The sequence below is a fragment of the Chryseobacterium gilvum genome, assembly GCF_025628965.1.
Classification (GTDB): domain Bacteria; phylum Bacteroidota; class Bacteroidia; order Flavobacteriales; family Weeksellaceae; genus Chryseobacterium; species Chryseobacterium gilvum.
Map to the genome: position 1 here is coordinate 654,922 of NZ_JAOTEN010000001.1, position 18,434 is coordinate 673,355.

The following is an 18,434-nucleotide window of genomic DNA, read 5'->3' on the forward strand; positions in this document are numbered from 1 at the left end:
TGTAATAATCATGTAGATATTATTTTTTGACGATAAGAACTTACGGGAGATTTAATTTTTCATTGTCAAATCTCTCACGAAATTTTTTGAGATAATCATTCAAATCCTGTGTAGTAAGGTCGAGTTCATTTAATGCTATTTCCATCTTTTCATTTTTAAAATAAAAAAACAGATATTCAACTTCAGCAGCATAATCGTATTTCGATTCTTTCGATCTAAACACTTTTGAGGTTATTTTTTCCTGTTGGATGTCACCCCAATTCATCATCTCGCCATTCTGTATTTTTATTCCTTGAGAGTTAATAAAAATAGATACAGCATTCATATTTTTGAGCTCTATCAACACTTTTACTGTAACAAATACGATAATGAACAATGGCATCATCCCAATGACGATTAGGTTTTCTATTTTGTTCTGAATAATAACAATAAGAAAGAAAACACTTACTATAATAAAAATGAAATAGCTTGAAATCTTTACAAGCAGGATTAATTTAGACTTTCTGATTTGTACTTCTTCTGCAACCGGTAATGTATCGATTTTCCTTAACTGGTTTTTATGGATACAATATTCTTTATAGGCAAGAGTTAAACTCACAAGCGCTGCAATGAAAAACAGGATTGATAGAAGTAAGACCTCTTTTAAAAAATAAATTCCTACATAAAAACTGATGCTTCCAAACAAAAGGTTTAAAAGCGGAAACCGAATATGTTTCATAAAAATATAAGGGCCTTGATTAATAAAAGCCTTAAATATATTGATTTAAACGGTAAACTGAACGAATTGTATTATTTATTCTGTAGCATTGAAATGTATCTTTCCCTGGTCTTAATTTCGTTTTTCACATTTTTCATGGTAATCAGTGAATAGATAAAAACCGGCAAAAAGCATATCGGAAGAAAGGCAAAAATTGTAATTCTTTTTTCTAAGGTGAGATATAGTGAAGCTCCCGTCAGAATACAGAGTACAACAATAAAAATAATAACGAGTAACTGCGTTTTTTTTTGGGTAACCTGTAGTTCTTCAAGACTTTGGTCTGAAAGTATTTTCTTTTGCATTATAATCTTTTGTGATTGAATACATACCTTAGCAAATATTGTGCTATTTAAGAATTAATTTCCCTTTTTATTGCTTAAAAACAGTTTTTATAATGTAAATTGTTTTAAACCAAGTTTTTATTTTTTATTAGGTGATACAATGCATTGTTCATTATGACATGTCAATTATTGTACAGATCCTTTGTCTACAGATTTCTTTTGTAATAATTTATGTATTTTTTAAGTGAAATTAATTTCAATAAAACTCAAAATCTGCTACATTTGTTAGATGATACACGACCAGCGCGCAGAAAAATTCAGGCAGATAGTAGAAAATAAATTTCAGATTTATAACTCGTTATTTATGAGTCTGCCATATGATAAAATGACCAATATCGGGATGCTGCTTCCGTTTCTTTACGAAGAAAGTAAAAATGGCTATCAGACCGGAAAAACACCGCAAGATATTATGGAAGCATTCTTTACGAATCATACCGATTTGCAAACTGAGGAGCAGAAACTTGAACTGCTATTTAAAATTATTCAATATATAGAAAGACAGGTCGTGTTATTTGACAGTATCGAAGATGCCGCATTTCCGGAGCTGCATTCTGAAAGCGACAAAGGAACAGTAACTTATCTGTTTGAACGCTCATTACAAGATCATACCATAGAACAGGTACGTGAAAAATTAAAAGATTTTGCCATAAAAATTGTATTTACTGCACATCCTACACAATTTTATCCTAGTTCGGTCCAGAGAATACTCCATGATCTCAGAACTTCTATTACTGCAGATTCTATTACGGATATTGATATGCTTTTGCAGCAATTGGGCAAAACACCTTTTGTTAATAAAGAAAAACCAACCCCTATTGATGAAGCACTGAGTATCATTTATTATCTGCGATATGTATATTATGACTCCATTGGCGAGCTCTTTACAAAGGTCAAAAAAACTTTTGGAAACAGTCATTTTCATCTGCATGAAGACCTTATTCAGCTGGGTTTCTGGCCGGGAGGTGACCGGGACGGCAATCCTTTTGTAACGGCGGAAGTGACGAAAAGAGTGGCAGAAGAACTGCGTTCTGCTGTTTTGAAATCGTATTACAGCCATATTAAAAATTTGAGGCGAAGACTAAGCTTTAGAGGAGTTGCTGAGATTTTGAAACAGATCAGTGATGATTTATATGCATCCATTTTTAATAGTAGAAAGATTACCGCTGAAGAAATGATCAGTAAAATTAATGAAGCGAAGAAAATACTGATCGAACAGCACAATTCTCTGTTTATAGATCTTTTGGAAAATTTCAGCGACAGAGTCAAAATTTTCGGGACTCATTTTGCGACTTTGGATGTGCGACAAGACAGCCGAATTCATCAGCAGGTAATTGATGAAGTTTTTAAGGCTACATTTGGCCATTCTGAAGCGAGTAATGATGATAAATTTAAAGCATTAATTCAAACTTCAGAAAAAATAAATACAGACGGTTTTGAAGATATTATTAAAGATACATTGGTCACTGTATCTCAAATAAAAGATATTCAGCAGGAAAATGGCCATCGCGGAATGCACCGTTATATCATTTCCAACTCTGATGCGGTAAAAGATGTGATGAATGTTTATGCATTTTTCAAAATTTCAGGATATCATGATGAGGAGATCAACATCGATATCGTTCCGCTTTTTGAAACAATGGAAGGTCTTGACAATGCAGAAAGTGTAATGCAGGAATTGTATCAGAATCCTATTTATCAGAAACATCTGGAAAGAAGAGGAAATCAGCAAACCATTATGCTTGGTTTTTCAGACGGAACCAAAGATGGAGGATATCTGAAAGCCAACTGGGAAATTTATAAGGCGAAAGAAGTATTAACCCAACTTTCCGAGCAAAACGGAATAAAAGTCGTTTTTTTCGACGGAAGAGGCGGCCCACCTGCAAGAGGAGGGGGCAAAACCCATGATTTCTATGCTTCGCAAGGAAAAACAATCGCCAACAACAAAATAGAATTAACAATTCAAGGACAGACCATTACAAGTATTTTCGGAAATAAGCAGCAGGCAAAGTTTAATTTTGAGCAGCTTCTGACCGCCGGAATTGAAAATGATGTCTTCAAAAATTATAAAAAAGATCTTACCGAAAAAGAAAGGGTATTAATTAAGGAATTGGCAGATATCAGTTACAAAAAATACTCAGATCTGAAATCACACCCAATGTTTGTGCCTTATCTTCAGGAAATGAGTACTTTAGAATATTACGGGAAAACCAATATCGGAAGCCGGCCATCAAAGCGTGGCGGCGGAAGCGAACTGAAATTTGAGGATCTGAGAGCCATTCCGTTTGTAGGATCCTGGTCGCAGCTGAAACAGAATGTTCCCGGATTCTTCGGATTCGGTTTTGCAATGGAAGAACTAAAAAAACAGGGAAGATTTGAGGAAGTCAAAGCATTATACAGAGGTTCCGACTTCTTTAAAACATTGGTTCTCAATTCAATGATGAGCATGAATAAGTCGTACTTTCCATTAACCTATTACATAAAAAATCATCCTAAATTCGGTGAATTCTGGAATGTGCTTTTCGCAGAATATAACCTTTCAAAAGATATTATGCTGGAACTGACCGGTTTTACAATGCTTCAGGAAGAAGATCCTTTATCAAGGAAATCGGTGAAAATCCGCGAGAAAATTGTGCTTCCTTTATTGACAATCCAGCAATATGCATTGATAAAAATTCAAAAAGGTGAGGGTGCCAGAGAAGCATATGAAAAACTGGTGACACGATCGTTGTTTGGAAATATTAATGCGAGTAGGAATTCAGCGTAAATTAATACAATTAAAAATGCCTTCGTAACAGAAGGCATTTATTTTTAGTTTTTCAGAAACTTCTTATAATAAACATTTTCTTTGGTTTGAATTTTCAGATAATATGTTCCTTTTGGAAAATCTTCAACTTTCACAGATTTCTGATTTTTAGCTTTTATGATAGATCTTCCGAGATGATCGTAAACCTCTAAAAACTGAACGTCGTCTTCAGTCGCAACATTTAAAATGCTTTTTACAGGATTTGGGAAAATACTCAGCCCATCTTTTTTCACCAGTTCAGAAGTATTCAGGACAGAATTATAAAAGCTTCCAAAGTTTAAAATCCCGTAACCCATTTGATCGTCATAGCTTGGAAAAAGGGATGCTGTTTCTCTTAATTTTGTACGCATAAGATCACGGTTTAAGGTAGGGAATGCCTGAATAAGACAGGCAACTCCGCCTGCAGCGACAGGCGTTGCAATGGAAGTTCCGCTTACAGTGGTCAAGGAGTTGTTGTATACCGTCGAAGTACCCGTTCCGCGGGTGGAACCATCAGGTTTTACAACACCAGATGAATTTGGGCCGTAAGAAGAAAAAGATGAAGGGTTTCCTGTGGCATCTACTGCTCCTATACTGAAAACTTTAGCATTATCTGCAGGTGTTGTAATATAATGCCATGCATCCTCACCGGAATTTCCCGCAGCAATTAATACAAAAATTCCTTTATTAACCGCTATTTCGCTCCCTCTTGCAATAAATGAGGTAGTACCGTTCATATCGGCATACGTATAATTGTATTTGGCATCATCAAATGTAGAATATCCTAAAGAAGTAGTAATAATATCGACTCCTTTTCTGTCGGCTTCTTCCGCCGCTTCAATCCAGTACATTTCTTCCTGAGGAATTTCTACTACGGCATTTTCACTTCGGTACAGATAAAAATCCGCATCCGGAGCCGAACCCACAAATGTGTTTTGAATATAACCGCCGATGGCTCCCAAAACGACGGTTCCGTGGTTATTTAAAGATGAATTATAAATATCCGTATTCTTAGACACAAAATCATATCCGCCTTTGATGCGGTTATTCGTCCATAATCTTGAAAAAGCAGAGCCGGTATTGACGGTAGGAAAGCCTGTATCGATCACCGCGATGGTCACTCCAGTTCCGGTAAATCCCGCAAGATGCAGCGGTCTCAGGTTGATCTGATCAATCTGTTGTGATCCGGAACCGTAATTGAAGGTCGTTAGATTTTTATTTTCCTGTTCAAAAGCGTCCCATTTATTTGTATTCTGAGTTTTTACCACTAGTGATGAGGTTTTCGCGAAACGTTCTACAGACAAAACGTAAGGTTGTGCTTTTATCGTATTCACTTGTGCCTGATTGGCTATAACTGCAACGCCATTCAGCCATTTAGAATAATCGGTAACCGTAAAACCTAAATTCTGAAGATTCTGAAGATAACTCTGCTCTATCGGAGCGTCCTGATCATTCAGGGCGATGCCTAAAACCGATCTTCTGGTAAGTGATTTTTGGGTCAGCTCAGATAAAGGATTTGCATAAAATGCCGCTTTATTGGGTTTGTCTTTAAAATATACAAAAACAAGTTCGCTTTGGGCAAACGTTAAACAGTAACCGGCTAAAAAACACACGAATAAAACTTTTTTCATTTGTTAATTTTTGATAAAGATAAAACAAATTCAATAAAATTTTTGACAGGATTTTAAATTCCTTATTTTTACAAAATATTTGTTTATGAATTGCTGCAATCATAATTTACTTTACGTAATATGGATACTGTGATTCATGACTTTTAAGATAATAAATTTGCATATGAAAAAAATTCAGATGGTTGACTTGCAAAGTCAGTATTATAAGATAAAAAATGATGTAGATAATGCGGTTTTTAATGTGATGGATTCTGCAGCTTTTATCAATGGCCCGGAAGTGAAATCGTTCCAGAATGAGCTTGAAACCTATCTGGATGTAAAGCATGTAATTCCTTGTGCCAACGGAACTGATGCATTGCAGATCGCTTTAATGGCATTAGATCTGAAGGAAGGCGATGAGGTCATTACTTCAGATTTTACTTTTGCAGCTACCGTGGAAGTTATTCATTTGCTTAAACTAAAATCAGTACTGGTAGATGTAGACTATGACACGTTTACCATCTCTACGGACGAGATCAGAAAGGCAATTACACCCAGAACGAAAGCCATTATTCCGGTGCACCTTTTCGGGCAGACTTCTGATATGGAAGAAATTCTGAAAATTGCTGAAGAACATCATTTATATGTAATTGAAGATAATGCACAAGCGATCGGCTCAGAATTTACCTTCTCTGACGGAACTGTAAAAAAAGCAGGCACGATGGCAACAGTAGGAACCACTTCTTTCTTTCCTTCAAAAAACCTTGGTTGTTACGGTGACGGTGGTGCTATTTTTACCAACAATGATAATCTTGCATACCGTATAAGAGGAATTGTAAATCATGGCATGTACGAAAGATATTATCATGATGAAGTAGGGGTCAATTCACGACTAGACAGTATTCAGGCTGCAATTTTAAGAAAAAAACTCCCGCATCTTGATTCGTATAATGAGGCACGGAGAAAAGCTGCCGATTATTATGACGAAGCTTTTGCAGGAAATGAAAATATTTTGACTCCGAAAAGAGCGGAAAATTCTACCCACGTTTTTCACCAATATACTTTAAGAATCCTGAACGGAAAACGAAATGAACTTCAAAAATTTTTAACCGAAAAAGAAGTTCCAGCTATGATTTATTATCCTGTCGCATTAAGAAAACAGAAAGCGTATTTTCAGGACAGCAATGATGCCGATTTTGTGAATACCGACAAACTGTTGGAACAGGTTATCTCTCTTCCGATGCACACAGAATTAGATGAAGAGCAGCTTAAGTATATTACGGATGCTGTGTTGGAGTTTATGGGATAATAAATGGAAAAGAAAGTTTTTAAGTATAAAATTATCGGAGTTTTATTATTTTTAATAGAACTCTTTATATTTATTTTATTTACCTATGGAAGTTACGATAGTTTTATAGAATTTGGTTCTAATGAAATATTTTCAAGGGAAAATATGACTTTTGTATTTGCTTCAGTGATCGCTTTTACATCATTGTTATGTGTAATTTCAATTTTGCTAAGATTTAGAAAAACCATCTTAATACTAAACGTTCATTATTCAATTATTTTATTTTTTTTTCTTTTTGCGCTAGTGGAGTTAATTTATGAAAATGATTATTTCGTAGATGATAACCTTAAATTTATTGTTGTATTTTTAATTATTTCCACACTTCTATTTATTATTAATTTCTTTAAGTATAAAAAAATAGATTTCTTAGAAATAGAAGATTTAGGAAAATTAGAATAAAAATTATTCATTACCAATTATACATTACTTATAAACAAAACAATGGCAATACTTGTAACAGGCGGACTTGGATATATCGGTTCCCACACCGTGGTCGAACTGATTAATAATAACTTTGAAGTTATTATTGTAGATGATTTATCCAACTCAGAGAAATTTATTTTAAACAATATTGAGGAAATTACAGGGAGGCGGCCTATTTTTTATCCTTTTGATCTTAAAAGAAAAGAGCTTTTGGCACAAGTTTTTAATGCTCATCATATAGAGGGCTGTATTAATTTTGCAGCGTTTAAAGCAGTAGGAGAAAGCCAGGAAAAACCAGTAGATTATTATGAAAATAATTTGTTTTCGCTGATTAATATTCTTCAGGAATTCAAATCAAGAAACCTTTCAAATTTTATTTTCAGCTCATCCTGTACCGTGTACGGACAGGCTGATGAAATGCCAATTGACGAAAATACTCCGCTGAAAATACCGGAAAGTGTTTACGGGAAGACAAAGCAAATGGGAGAAGAAATTTTAAAAGATTTTGCCCAGGCTTATAATAGGAAAATCTGTTTACTGAGATATTTTAATCCGATTGGCGCGCATCCTTCATCATTACTAGGAGAATTGCCGATTGGTATTCCCAATAACCTGGTTCCATATGTTATGCAGACTGCAGCGGGGATCCGTGAAAAGCTGAATATTTGGGGTGATGATTATCCTACAGAAGACGGGACTGCAGTACGGGATTATATTTATGTAGTAGATTTGGCAAAAGCACATGTTGCCGCATTGAAGAAACTGATGAATGACAACAGCAATGATGCGGTGACAGATATATTCAACCTTGGGACGGGAAAAGGATCTTCGGTTCTTGAAGTCGTAAAAGCTTTTGAGCTGGCTAACAATATTGAAGTTCCGTACCAGATTTGTGATAGAAGAGAAGGGGATATCACCATTGCATACGCCAATGTTAGTAAAGCAGAAAGAGAGCTAGGTTGGAAATCTGAAACTTCTCTGGAAGAAGCTCTGAAAACTGTCTGGGAATGGCAGAAATATTTAGCATCAAGAATTAATTAAGAAAACCATAAAACATATATATATGAAAACTGATAGAATAGGTATTACATTTTCATCTTTTGACCTCCTTCATGCAGGTCATATTAAAATGCTGGAAGAAGCTAAAACCGTGTGCGATTATTTAATTGTAGGCCTCCAGATTGATCCGTCCCACGACAGGCCCAATAAAAATAAACCTACACAGACTATTGTAGAAAGATATATTCAGCTGAAAGCAGTGAATGCTGTGGATGAGATTATTCCATATTATACAGAACAAGATCTGGAAGACATTTTAAAATCTTTTGTTATAGACGTCAGAATTATCGGTGATGATTATATGGACCGGGATTTTACCGGAAAACAATACTGTGAAGAAAAAGGAATTGAGATTTTTTATAATAAAAGAGATCACCGCTTTTCATCAAGTGACTTGAGAAGAAGGATTTATGAAGCTGAGATCGCAAAGCTTACGAAATAAAGAAAACCGCCCGAAAATTTTAATTTTCGGGCGGTTTTATGTTGAATAATATTTTATTGTACTACATCGGTCCTTGTTGATCGTCACCTCCGTCATTGGCATTGATGTCTTTCTTTCTTTTCGGCTGCTCTATTTTCTCACCCTGTTTGAATCGGTACGTGAAAGACAGCGCAAACTGTCTTGGCTGCCACTGCATATAAGAATCTCTCGAGAAAGCAGCAGTATTGGTCACACTTCGCATAGAACGGGTATTAAAGATATCCTGGATATTAAAACTCAATGTTCCGTTACCATTCAGGACTGTCTTTGAGGCTCCGAAATTAATCGCATACATATCTTTTCTATCCTGGTTCTGCGTTTTCTGGCCGCCTCTATAGAATCCCTGTATCTGGAAACTGAATGTTTTATCAATTTTAACGGTTGATGTAAGCCTTGCTCTTGTAGAGAAACCAGTTCCTTCAAAAGATAACGGCTCACTCAATATAGATGGATCATTATAGATTCCGGTGGTTTTATATCCAAACAAATCTACATTCCCTAAGAATTTCAACCATTTTGTCGCATCAAAATTGAAATTTAGATCCAGACCATAACGGTCATCGGTTCCTAAATTGATCGGTTTGGTATAAAACGCGTCTCCTATAGAATACACCAGCATTTTTACATCATCTGTAGAATGTCTGTAATATAAAGTAGGATTAATGGTAAATTTACTCTTTGAGATGCTGTATCCAAATTCATAAGAATCTACATAAGATGGGTTCAAATCTATATTTCCCTGAAAAATATTCTGGTTATCAGTATAACTAGGATTCGGAATCAAAAAGAATGATCTTGGCCGGTCAATTCTTCTAGAATAATTCAATAAAAACTGATTGTCTTTCGCCACTTCATAGCTCAGGAATACAGAAGGGAAAAGATTATTGTAGTTTTTAGTATTGTCAATATTCGGAGTGTAATAGTCTAAATTCGAATATTTAATATCAATTTTAGAATTCTCGTTTCTTAATCCTAATTGATACGCAACTTTTCCAATTTTACTTTTAAACTGTACATAACCTGCATTAAACATTTCTCTGTAATACGCATTATAGGTATAACTATTTAGAAAATAGAAATTCGTGGAAAATACATTTCTTTCAGATACATCATTATCATAATTATTCTGATTGATGTCTATTCTGTAGCCCGCTTCAATTTTTGAATTTTCGCCAATCGGAAGTTCATAATCAGCCTTCCCTACCAAAGTTTTGTTTTTGGTGGTCTGATTAATCATATTCTGAAGCGCAAACACATTGTTATCTGTTTCAGTAACATCCGTGTTATTATACGATCTGTTACTTTGCAAACTAAGCGATAATGAAAGGTTTTGCCCCTTGTCATCAAATTTATGGTCTAATCCAAAATCTCCCTGAAAAGCGAGATTATTGTTGCTACCGGTATTAAATCTGTTGGTAAAAGTACCTCCGCCATTCAGAAGGCGTTCATCGTAGGTGATATTTCCGATATTGTCACTTTCAAATGTTCTTACAGTTGCAGATGCGTTCACAGAGGTTTTATCAGAGATATCATATACCAATCCTGTTGAAGCATTGTAATTGTCATTTTTGTTTTCTGATATAGATTCCTGGTTGATCTGTGTTCGGTCGGTTCCTGCTGCTGCGTTGAAATACGTTGCATTATTTCGGTTTGTATTTTTAGACTCACGATAACCGCCGCCGCCATTCAAAAACCAGGTAAGATTCCCCTTTCTCCAGCTTAAATTGGTATTTAAATTGGTTTGAGGAAGGTATCCTATAGTACCGGTTACACTTCCGTTAAAACCTGTTTTTTTACTTTTCTTTAAAATAATATTTAAAATACCCGCTGTTCCGCTTGCTTCAAATTTTGAAGACGGGTTGGTAATCACCTCAATTCTTTCGATCTGATCAGCCGGGATACTCTGCAATGCATTGGCTCCGTCATCTATTCCCAATAAAGCAGAAGGTTTTCCGTTAATTAGAAATTTTACATTAGAGCTTCCTCTCATCGAAACCGTACCGTCTGTATCTACGGAAACCGAAGGTACATTCGCAAGGACATCCTGAAGGTTTCCCCCTTTGCTTACGATATCCTGTGAAGGATCATAAGTTCTTTTGTCAAGTTCTACCTTATAGGGTTTTGCGGCAACAGTAATGGTTACTCCCTGAATATCCTGGGTTTTAACATTGGTTGCGCTTGTCTCAGGATCAATTGATAAAGCACCAATATTTCCTGCTGCTGTAATCTGTTTGTTAATTACGCTTTTCTGATAATCAATCGCTTCAACGGTGATATCATAATTTCCGGGAGCAAGATCCAGCTTATATTGTCCTTTTTCATCGGTAAGCGCTGCATCGCTAAGCAGTTTACTTGCTTTGTTGCTAAATGTGACAGATGCATAAGGTACAGGCTGATTATTTTTGGTGACGATAGTTCCCGAAACGCCTACTTTATCCTGCGCAAATGCTAAGGCTGCTGCAGACAATACCAAGGTGAGCCCTAGAGTTTTCCTGGTGAAAATGCTGATTATTTCCGTTTGATTCATAAGATATTTTTTAGATAAAATTGTAAAATCTAGACATAATAATAGTAAATTATTAATACCTATATTTTATCAATAGTACTGTTTGTTTATTATTTCTAAGAGATAGGTCGCATTATATAGCGAAATGTTAATTGCAAAATTGTTAAATTAAAGTTAAATATTTTTACTATTTGATATTTTTGGAATTCAGCCAATCCTGATACGCTTTTGCATTGATAACATGCTGTTCTGCACTTGCAGTAAATTTATGGAAGCCAAATCTTGCAGGATCAGCGCACATAAAAATATAATTGTTGTTTTCTGAATTTAAAACTGCATCTACTGAGTTTTGATCGACAACACAGATCGGTCCTGGTGGAATTCCGGTATTGGCGTACGTATTATACGGTGACGGTGTCGTAAGATGTTTGTAGAAAACCCTTTTAATGGGTTCTTTAAAGTTGGTCTGCTTATTTATCGCATAGATGACAGTAGGATCAGACTGCAGTTTCATTCCTTTTTTGTACCGATTGAGGTACAATCCGGCAATGGTTTTCATCTCATCCGGTTTTCCCCCGGATTCTTTATAAACGATGGATGCTAAAGCGTAGACCTGGTCTCTCGTTAAGCCTGATTGCTGCTCTTTAGATTTTCTTTCAGCCGTCCAGAAATCATTATATTGGTTTTCAAATTTTTGAAAAAATTCTTTCGGAGTAACGGTCCAGAAAAAATTATAAGTATTGATGAAAAAATATTTTTTCAGATCTTCAGCATTTCTAAAACCTTTTTCCGCAGCAATTATATTAAGATCATTGATGAATTTTAATGAATCCAATTCAGTCTTTTTAGTTACTTTCCCGATCATTTGATACATATCCCCAAAATCACCGATTCTGAATGAATTCTCGGTCTGGTTTCCGGCTTTAATCATATTCACGAGACGGGTATTGCTTGCCCCGTTTTCAAAATGGTAACGGCCAGGCTTGAAATAGCGGTCCAGCTCCTTATCTTTAGCAACATCAGCAAAAGTCTCCTTGTTTTTAACATATGGAGTGATAGAATCTAATATCTGCTTAAAATTTGCTCCGTGAGGAATCAGCACATATCCGTCTTTTTGTATATTATTTCCGTAATATTTAGTGTAAAATCTGAACCCAAAAAATCCTGCCACAGCAAGAATACATACAACGATAATGACAAGAGTTTTCTTCATGAATTAAAGATTAAAAGTATACTGTATTTAAAGAAGATCGATTTTACCTTTAAAAACCTGTTTTGCAGGGCCTTCAAGCCAAATCTGGGTGAAAGAATTTCCGGTTTTTTCGGCATATACTTTCAGAGGACCTCCCAAAGTCTGAACTTTTACAGGGTTTAGATGGTTTTTCTGAATAAAAGTTAAAGCAGAAGCGGTAACGCCTGTTCCGCAGCTGTATGTTTCTTCTTCCACGCCCCGTTCATAAGTTCTTACAAAAATTTCATCATCATTTAGTTTTTCCACAAAATTCACATTGATGCCGTTTTCTTTATACGTTTCAGAATTCCGGATGGCATAGCCTTCAGCAGAGACATTATAATGACCGATATCTTCCACATACTTTACATAATGTGGTGATCCTGTATTGAGTACAGCATCTTCTCCGTCGTACGAAATCATATCTACATCGATCATTTTTAATTTTACAATGCCGTTATGAATTTCAGCTTCATGTTCTCCGTCTGCGGCGACAAAGGTGCATCTGCCTTCAAATAGATCAAGGAAAAACGCAAAAGCAACGAGGCATCTGCCGCCGTTTCCGCACATGGTGCTTTCTCCGCCGTCGGAGTTGTAATACACCATTTTGAAATCGTAATGATCTTCATTTTCCAATAAGATAAGACCGTCCGCACCGATTCCGAAACGTCTGTCGCAGAGTTTTTCTACTAAATTTTTATCCTTCGGAAACTGACCGTCGCGGTTATCAATCATAATAAAATCGTTTCCGGTACCTTGATATTTATAAAATTCCATATGATTTTTACTTCTAAAAAATGACTTGCAAAATTACTTTAATTTCAACGAAAAAACGAACAGCTAAAGCTGTTCGTCTGTTATTTAGAACCGTTATATTATCTGAATCCGCCACCGGATCTAGTAGAATTGTTCTGTGGAGTATTCTGAGGAGCAGGCTGTGGCTGAGTATTACTTTCAGGAGTTCCATTTCTGAAACCGCTGTTCGATCTGTTGCCGGAATTTCCGTTAGAAGAACTGATATTTCTGAAACCGCCACTGTTTGTCGAGCTTCTGTTGGGCTGCGTATTTTGTGGTGTAGTCACTCTCACGCCGGTATTTCCCTGATTGATTTGACCGGTGTTTCTGAAACCTCCGCTTCTTGGTCTCGGGCTGCTTGTTCCGTTATTATAAGTACCATTATTGGTGGATGTGTCACGGAATCCGTTTGCGGGTCTTGGAGAAGTTGAATTTTCCCGCTGAATGTATACTTTTGTTCTGTTACTTCCATAATAATAAGGATTACCATTGTCATAGTAATATCTCATATCATTTCTGTAGTAATATCCATCGTCTCCGTAATATCCTCCGCTTCCGTAATAGGCAGAAGGTGCATAGTAATTTCCGTTATCATAATACGGATCTCCGTACGTACTTGCATATCCGTCGTTATATGCCATGCATGAAGCTAGGCTTGCTGTAATGAAAATGCCGAATGTTATTTTTATTAAATTTTTCATGACTTTTACTGTATTTTTTTAAAACTTTTTTTCCAGTTGGCGTATCCTATGACCGCCATAATAGTAAATACCAAATATTGAACCGAAGTGATGCCAAGTTCTTTATAAATCATCATAGGAATACAGATAATATCACCTATGATCCAGAAGAACCAGTTCTCAATGCGCTGTTTCGCCATAAACCACATGCCGACTAAAAATATGGAAGTGGTCAAAACATCCAGCCAATTTGCCCAATCCAGATGATCAAGTCCTAAAGTGGTATTTTCCATAGAAAAATGATGATCTATATAAGGTTTATAGTAATAAATTACAGTAACCAGCAGAAGACTGATGACAAATAACAGAATCCCGAACATCCATTCTTTTTTTGAAGCCCAGCTTACTTCTACATGAATATGGTCTTCAGAATGTTTACCCCACAAAACCCAGCCGTAAATGCTCATCACCGTATAATAAACATTAATCATGCAATCTCCCAATAATCCAGAGTTGAAGAGAAGATATACATAAATAACAGTGGAAATAATTCCCGTAGGATAAACCAGTATATTTTTTTTAATGGAAAAAAAAACGCTCAGGATTCCGAAAAACGTACCTGCAGCTTCAAGAATTATCTGTAGGGAAGTATACGTTTCATACGGTTTTATAAAAAGATCATATACATTCATGTGTTCAAAAATAGAGAAAAATTTAGATACTTTAAAATATGCTGAAAAAAGGTGAAAATCAGTTTTTTATATTTTTATATTTAAATTATTCAAGAAAGTTTATTAATAAATGTTAAGATCCCTAAATTTTTTATATTTTCGTAAATCTTTAATAAACAAAAAAAATATGTCTAAAATTTGGACCAAAAAGCCAATGAGTGCTTTTGAAGACGATATGAAAAGCAGCCAGCTAAAAAAGGTGCTTGGAAAATGGAGTCTTACTGCGATCGGAATCGGAGCAATCATCGGAGGAGGAATCTTTGTGCTTACGGGAACCGGTGCTTATTATCACGCAGGCCCTGCATTGGCGCTTTCGTTTGTAATTGCCGGGATTGCGTGTGTTTTTGCCGCATTATGTTATTCAGAATTTGCTTCTATTTTACCTGTAGAAGGTTCTGCTTACGCATATGCATACGGAACGGTAGGAGAGATTTTTGCATGGATCATCGGATGGGGATTGATTCTCGAATACGCGATGGGATCAATGACCGTGGCGGTTTCCTGGTCCGGATATTTTAATAAACTTCTGAAAATGTTCGGCATCCATTTGCCGGATTATCTTACTTCAGACCCTGCAAGTTATACAGGAGAAGGTTTCTCAATGAATTTACCCGCATTTTTAATTGTACTATTTGTTATTTCAATCCTTATCAAAGGGACAAAAGAAGCCGCTAAAGCAAACAACCTTATTGTAATTATGAAAGTTTCAGCGGTACTTTTTGTAATTATAGCAGGAGCTTTCTTCATTAATACTGAAAACTGGAATCCTTTTATTCCTGCAGTAACGAATGTGATGGAGGGTGATAAAATTAAAGAAGCATACGGAATTCAGGGGATTGTTTCCGGTGCGGCAGCGATTTTCTTTGCGTACGTAGGTTTTGATGCCGTTTCTACACAAGCCGGTGAAGCGATCAACCCGAAAAAAGATGTTCCGTTTGCGATCATCGTTTCTCTTTTGGTGTGTACAGGATTATATATTTTGGTTTCATTGGTTCTTACAGGAATGATGCATTATTCAGATTTTAATCCACAGGGAAAATATCCTGATGCAATCAAAGCGCCTGTTGCGTACGCGTTTGAAATTGCGGGGCAAGGTTGGGCAGGTTACATTATTACCATTGCTGCGACTATAGGATTGATTTCCGTATTGATGGTAATGATCATGGGACAATCCAGAATTTTTCTTGGAATGTCAAAAGACGGCCTTATTCCAAAAATGTTCAGTGAATTGCATCCTGTGAAAAAAACTCCTGCAAAAAGCCTTATGCTTTTAGGGATTTTAATTGCAACAGTAGCTGCTTTCACGCCGATCAGCAAATTAGCGGATATGACCAGTTTCGGGACATTATTTGCGTTTACTATGGTATGTGTTGCCGTTTGGATCTTAAGAAAGAAAGAACCTCAAATGCCAAGAAGCTTTAAAGTTCCTGCGTTACCGGTAATTGCTACTTTGGGAATCTGCATCAATATATACCTCATCTGGAATCTGAGCCACGATGCAAAACTGCTTTCAATGGGCTGGCTTGCTCTTGGAGTGATTATCTACTTTACATACAGTCTCAGAAACAGTAAATTACATAAAATAGGGTATGGTGAAACGTTCAAGGCAGAACAGGAACCTTTACAAAAGCCAGATTTAGATTTATAATAAATTATTATATTTGAAAATAAAATCCACAGAATTCTGTGGATTTTTTATTTTTGTTGATATGAAAAAACTATTGCCACTTCTATGTTCACTTATTGGAGTTTTTATCTTTGCTCAGAAAGTGAGTTTTAAAACTTTGTTGAATGATAAAATAAGCATTCGGGCGCTTGAGATTTATGACAATAAAGTCTGGTACAGCGGTACAGATTCTAAATTTGGGTACGTTGATGTAAAGGATCCAAAAAACCAGAAGCAAATCGTATTGTCTGATAAAAAATTGCAGTTCAGAACGTTAGCGCAGGATAAAACTTCATTTTACGCGATCAATATTGAAAGTCCGGCTTATTTTTTTAAGATTGATAAGAAAAAGCTTACTCACGAGATTGTATTTACTGATACGGTGAAAACAGCATTTTATGATGCCCTGTATTTTAATAAAAATAAATTTTACGCGTTTTCAGATCCTTCAAAAGATTTAAATCTGAAACTAGAGCAATTTATTATCAATAAAGGAAAGTTTGAAATTAAAAGTTATTCGCATTTAAAATTGAATGCCGGTGAAGCGGCTTTTGCAGCGAGTAATACCAATATTTCCGGAGGACAAAATTATCTTTGGATCGGGACCGGAGGAAATTCTTCAAGAATTTTAAGGTTGAATCTTAAAAATGACACATTGGAAGCTTTTGCTACGCCTTTTATTCAGGGGATTTCATCACAGGGAATTTATTCTATTGATTTTGTTGATGAAAAGTTCGGAATTGCCGTTGGTGGAGATTATACAAAACAGGAAGCCAATATCAATAATATCGCAACCACAAATAATGGTGGTAAAACCTGGCAAATTCAGGCTTCCGGGAAAAATGCAGGATATACGACGTGTGTAAAAATCAAACCAGGATCAAAAGGAAAAGAAATTATTTCCGTAGGTGATCAGCACATCAGTTATTCATCAGATTTCGGGAAAACGTGGAAAAAGATTTCAGATGAAAAAGGTTTTTTCGTTTGCAAATGGGTAGATAAAGACACCGTTGTTTTCGCCGGGAAAGACAAAATTTCTCTGATGAAATTAAATTAAGACATTTCTTCAAAGCATTTTGCTGATTTATTTAAATGAATTATCGAATGAAAAATTTAAAATTATTCCTGTTACTGATCGTTCCCGCATTATTTTACACCCAGAAAATAAGAATTTTCATTCTTGCCGGGCAGTCGAATATGAATGGTTTCGGATACAATAAAGACCTTCCGAATGATCTGAAAATGTTTAAAGATGTTTATATATTCCAGGGAAATTCTGTTCCTGATGGTGATATAAACGGTGGAACAGGAAAATGGGATGTTTTGAAACCCGGAAATGGAACCGGATTTAAAACTGACGGAAAAACAAATACGCCTTCAGACAGGTTCGGTTTGGAACTTTCTTTTGCCAAAAGAATCAAAGAGCTGTTTCCAGATGATACAATAGCACTGATCAAATATGCCCGGGAAGGAACTTCAATTGACACTTTAGCGGCAGCAGATTTCGGTTGTTGGGATAGTGATTTTAAAGCTAAAAATGGAATCAACCAATATGATAATTTCCTGAAAACGGTAAAAAACGCTTTAGCAGAAACCGATATTGACGGAAACGGCAAAAAAGATGAGATCATTCCGGCAGGGATTCTCTGGATGCAGGGTGAGGGTGATGCAAGCTATACCGAAGCTATTGCCAATATGTATTACGTTCATCTGAAAACTTTGATGAACCAGATGAGAGCAGCTGTACGTACGGATGATCTTCCGGTCGTGATCGGAAAAATTTCAGATTCGGGAAAAGATCCTTCGGGACGCGTCTGGAAAACGGGTGAACTCGTACAGTATGCGCAGGAAAAATTTGTGGGAACAGATAAAAATGCTGCAATCGTTCGTTCGACCAAGAATTATGGTTACGGAGATGATCCATGGCATTATAATAGTGCAGGGTATATTGATTTAGGGAAGAATTTTGCCGAAGCGGTATTTAGACTCATTATAAAATAATTAGGATAGATAAGCCTAATATA

Annotated in this window: 16 protein-coding genes; 8 read left to right on the top strand and 8 right to left on the bottom strand. The window is 36.0% G+C overall.

Going from position 1 to position 18,434, the window contains the following annotated elements; translation table 11 throughout:
* Positions 1-40 precede the first annotated feature (40 nt).
* Together N0B16_RS03015 and N0B16_RS03020 are read right to left on the bottom strand one after the other, a co-directional pair.
* Positions 41-718: a hypothetical protein gene (locus tag N0B16_RS03015; protein WP_262989245.1), complete on the bottom strand. Its 678-nt coding sequence runs from the start codon at positions 716-718 to the stop codon at positions 41-43.
* 71 nt (positions 719-789) lie between these two features.
* Complete coding sequence (locus tag N0B16_RS03020) at positions 790-1,059, bottom strand: hypothetical protein (protein WP_262989246.1); 270 nt, start codon at positions 1,057-1,059, stop codon at positions 790-792.
* A gap of 268 nt (positions 1,060-1,327) precedes the next feature.
* Between N0B16_RS03020 and N0B16_RS03025 the strand changes: the two genes are divergently transcribed.
* Positions 1,328-3,862 (top strand): phosphoenolpyruvate carboxylase, encoded by a 2,535-nt coding sequence (locus tag N0B16_RS03025; RefSeq protein WP_262989247.1) that lies wholly within the window; start codon positions 1,328-1,330, stop codon positions 3,860-3,862.
* A 44-nt stretch (positions 3,863-3,906) separates the two neighbouring features.
* Here N0B16_RS03025 and N0B16_RS03030 read toward each other — a convergent pair whose 3' ends face one another.
* Positions 3,907-5,511, bottom strand: a complete 1,605-nt coding sequence (locus tag N0B16_RS03030; RefSeq protein WP_262989248.1) for a S8 family serine peptidase — start codon at positions 5,509-5,511, stop codon at positions 3,907-3,909.
* 163 nt (positions 5,512-5,674) lie between these two features.
* On the opposite strand from N0B16_RS03030, the gene N0B16_RS03035 reads away from it, so the two are divergent.
* From N0B16_RS03035 to N0B16_RS03050, 4 genes are read left to right on the top strand one after another with little or no spacing between them, the layout of a single operon-like run.
* The gene (locus N0B16_RS03035) at positions 5,675-6,799 is read left to right on the top strand and encodes a DegT/DnrJ/EryC1/StrS family aminotransferase (protein WP_262989249.1); all 1,125 of its coding nucleotides are present in this window, start codon (positions 5,675-5,677) and stop codon (positions 6,797-6,799) included.
* Positions 6,800-6,802: 3 nt separating this feature from the next.
* Positions 6,803-7,237, top strand: a complete 435-nt coding sequence (locus N0B16_RS03040) for a hypothetical protein (RefSeq protein WP_262989250.1) — start codon at positions 6,803-6,805, stop codon at positions 7,235-7,237.
* A gap of 42 nt (positions 7,238-7,279) precedes the next feature.
* On the top strand, positions 7,280-8,302 hold the full coding sequence (gene galE, locus N0B16_RS03045; RefSeq protein ID WP_262989251.1) for a UDP-glucose 4-epimerase GalE: 1,023 nt from the start codon (positions 7,280-7,282) through the stop codon (positions 8,300-8,302).
* Between the two features lie 22 nt (positions 8,303-8,324).
* Positions 8,325-8,762 carry an adenylyltransferase/cytidyltransferase family protein gene (locus N0B16_RS03050; protein WP_262989252.1) on the top strand — a complete coding sequence of 146 codons (438 nt, stop codon included), beginning with the start codon at positions 8,325-8,327 and terminating at the stop codon, positions 8,760-8,762.
* A 61-nt stretch (positions 8,763-8,823) separates the two neighbouring features.
* On the opposite strand, the gene N0B16_RS03055 is transcribed toward N0B16_RS03050, so the two are convergent.
* The 5 genes from N0B16_RS03055 to pnuC form a co-directional block, all read right to left on the bottom strand.
* A complete protein-coding gene (locus N0B16_RS03055; protein ID WP_262989253.1) occupies positions 8,824-11,328 on the bottom strand; it encodes a TonB-dependent receptor domain-containing protein in 2,505 nt (834 codons plus the stop codon).
* Between the two features lie 166 nt (positions 11,329-11,494).
* A complete protein-coding gene (gene mltG, locus N0B16_RS03060; RefSeq protein ID WP_262989254.1) occupies positions 11,495-12,520 on the bottom strand; it encodes an endolytic transglycosylase MltG in 1,026 nt (341 codons plus the stop codon).
* 27 nt (positions 12,521-12,547) lie between these two features.
* Positions 12,548-13,315 (bottom strand): diaminopimelate epimerase, encoded by a 768-nt coding sequence (dapF, locus tag N0B16_RS03065; protein WP_262989255.1) that lies wholly within the window; start codon positions 13,313-13,315, stop codon positions 12,548-12,550.
* A 98-nt stretch (positions 13,316-13,413) separates the two neighbouring features.
* Positions 13,414-14,034 carry a hypothetical protein gene (locus tag N0B16_RS03070; protein WP_262989256.1) on the bottom strand — a complete coding sequence of 207 codons (621 nt, stop codon included), beginning with the start codon at positions 14,032-14,034 and terminating at the stop codon, positions 13,414-13,416.
* A 5-nt stretch (positions 14,035-14,039) separates the two neighbouring features.
* Positions 14,040-14,705, bottom strand: coding sequence for a nicotinamide riboside transporter PnuC (pnuC, locus tag N0B16_RS03075; protein WP_262989257.1), 666 nt, complete (start codon positions 14,703-14,705; stop codon positions 14,040-14,042).
* Between the two features lie 166 nt (positions 14,706-14,871).
* Here pnuC and N0B16_RS03080 point away from each other — a divergent pair, with 166 nt between their 5' ends.
* From N0B16_RS03080 to N0B16_RS03090, 3 genes are all read left to right on the top strand, one after another.
* Complete coding sequence (locus tag N0B16_RS03080; protein ID WP_262989258.1) at positions 14,872-16,392, top strand: APC family permease; 1,521 nt, start codon at positions 14,872-14,874, stop codon at positions 16,390-16,392.
* Positions 16,393-16,453: 61 nt separating this feature from the next.
* Positions 16,454-17,467, top strand: coding sequence for a beta propeller repeat protein (locus tag N0B16_RS03085; protein WP_262989259.1), 1,014 nt, complete (start codon positions 16,454-16,456; stop codon positions 17,465-17,467).
* 47 nt (positions 17,468-17,514) lie between these two features.
* A complete protein-coding gene (locus N0B16_RS03090; RefSeq protein WP_262989260.1) occupies positions 17,515-18,411 on the top strand; it encodes a sialate O-acetylesterase in 897 nt (298 codons plus the stop codon).
* The last annotated feature ends 23 nt before the right edge of the window (positions 18,412-18,434 follow it).